Source organism: Faecalibacter rhinopitheci, from assembly GCF_015234135.1.
Classification (GTDB): domain Bacteria; phylum Bacteroidota; class Bacteroidia; order Flavobacteriales; family Weeksellaceae; genus Empedobacter; species Empedobacter rhinopitheci.
The window spans coordinates 1-2,121 of sequence record NZ_JADGIK010000032.1 but is presented as its reverse complement, the minus strand read 5'-3'; the positions used below and the strand labels follow the sequence as shown (position 1 = coordinate 2,121).

General features: G+C 27.8%; 2 protein-coding genes. Both read right to left on the bottom strand.

Annotated features, from left to right (window positions below; genetic code table 11):
* Positions 1 to 336 precede the first annotated feature (336 nt).
* Positions 337 to 1,185: a hypothetical protein gene (locus IM532_RS13575; RefSeq protein WP_194184032.1), complete on the bottom strand. Its 849-nt coding sequence runs from the start codon at positions 1,183 to 1,185 to the stop codon at positions 337 to 339.
* A gap of 266 nt (positions 1,186 to 1,451) precedes the next feature.
* On the bottom strand, positions 1,452 to 1,958 hold the full coding sequence (locus IM532_RS13570; RefSeq protein ID WP_194184031.1) for a MepB family protein: 507 nt from the start codon (positions 1,956 to 1,958) through the stop codon (positions 1,452 to 1,454).
* Positions 1,959 to 2,121 lie beyond the last annotated feature (163 nt).

Sequence of the window (2,121 nt, the reverse complement as noted above, 5' to 3'; positions counted from 1 at the left end):
ATTCTATACTTTTCTTCAGTTGAAGGATAAGTTCCTAAAATAATTTGAGAACGAGTTTGTGTAGAAATTATACAAAATAAAATTATACAAAATAAAAATAAATATGCTTTCAATTGGTATTTCATATCATATTGCCGATAACGGGCCGCGGCTTGGCGAAGTGCGGGCTTGAATTGAGCGAAAGTTCAATTCAGACCGAAACGTAGCCAAAGCTGTGAGTCTTTTGATAAATTTAATAAAAAAACAAAAGTAAACAGCTTTTGGCGGATAAAAGGTGAGAAGTTCAATTTTGCACTAAACCCCGCATTTTGCCAAGCCGATGTTATACGCTGTTTTTTATTTTGTTATAGTTTTCATACTTTTTATAAGAGATGAAATAGTTTCTTTATTTAATTCAAGTTGATGTTTAATGTATTGATCATCAATTTTTTCTGGATTTAACATTTCTACGACTATTATTCCTAATGGATTCCTTGAATCTTCATTATTTATTCTTTGAATGTAAAATGAACAACTTTTCATCTTAATAGTTTCTAAAGATGAATCAGAAATATTGCAAATTGATTTCATATACCTTTTCCATTCACGACCTTTTTTTGAATACTTAGGAATATTAAATTCAATAAATTCATCTTTTTGCCAACCTTTTGCAATTAAACCTTCATTTTCTGCATAATGAGCTCTACCTGGGCCATTAAATAATGGATTTGGACAATATCTACCTAAAAGAGTAAAAGAATTATTATCGTATTTATAAATACTTATTCTTCCGTTACCATTTGATGAAAAGTAAAAATCTGTAAAAGTACTTCTAATTATATCAGAACAAAGTTTATAAAATTCTCTTTTTGAGTTTTTTAAACTTTCTTTTAATTCATTGTTCTCTGATAAAAGTAAAGAGTCATTAACAAAATTCTTTTTATTTTTGTAATTTAAATATAGATACAGAAATGCTAAAATAACACCTGAATAAACTAAAAAATTATTTAAATCTTTCCAGTTTAAATCAAATATAATTTTATTTTCACTATCGTTTTTTATGTCAGCTAAGAGATATAAGTAAGCTGATGTAACTCCTATAAATTCATTTAAATTTTTATATGCAAAATCCTTAGTCCATTTTATAATAAATAAAAGTAAAATAATGAAAAAGTATGCAACGAAAAAAAATATATCTGTAGACAATTTTATATTGGTTATTAGTTTATTGCAAATTTAACAAATTTAATAACTATTACAGATAAGTTTTTTTTTGTAAAATAGCGTATAACGTTTCGGGGCTTGGCGTCAGTGGCGGAAATTGAAGCGAAAAGTTTCAATTTAGCGACACTGTAAGCAAAAGCCAATTTATTGAATAAATTTAAGAAAAAAGTCAATATAATTGGCTTTTTGCGGAATAAAAAGCCAAAACTTTGTTTTATGACTTAACCCGCCATTGCGCCAAGCCCTTGTTAGCTGTAGTGCGAGTTTAATATTTCGCTTAAACGCATTTGATTTTCGTTATTTTCTTTTGTAAAATCTAAAAAATATCGAGTTTGCCAAATTTGAGTTTTTGCAGCTTGTTTATTTTCTGTCTTTGTCCAGTTTGGATAAACTCTAAAACCACGTTTTCCTTCTTTTGAATTTGTTGTAAGAATTTTTCTTTTTATTAATTCATTTTTTGGAAACAAGAAGAATCCATAATTTTCGTTTTCTTCAGTTACAATGATATAAAAATCAAAATTATCATATTCATTAAATGGCTCGGTTTCTTTTTGTGAGTTTCGCTTCCATAAAGTTACAAATTGACCAACTTTCTTAGGAGTAATTTTCGCTTTTCTAAATTTGAAATTCAGTTTTTCAGTTTGAAAATTATATCCGAAATATTCTTTCGCTTCTTTGTCTTCAATTAGATTTGAAATTTGAGATAGAGTAGTACCAAAAAGTAACTTTTCAATTTTTTTTAGTTCTTGGTTCATCATTTTTGTTTTGTGCGCAATTTTGGACGCATTACAGCTAACGAGCCGAGTATTTGCGAAGAACGGGGAGAAGTTGAACGTAAGTTCAAGTTCGTTCCGTTCAAGCAAATTGCTCTTTTCTAAAACTAAATTAGTTTATTGTTTTTAGAAAAGCAATTTTGCG

Bases quoted from the DNA above. Each gene is read 5' to 3' on its own strand.
- IM532_RS13570 (WP_194184031.1), bottom strand. From the start codon at position 1,958: ATGAACCAAGAACTAAAAAAAATTGAAAAGTTACTTTTTGGTACTACT.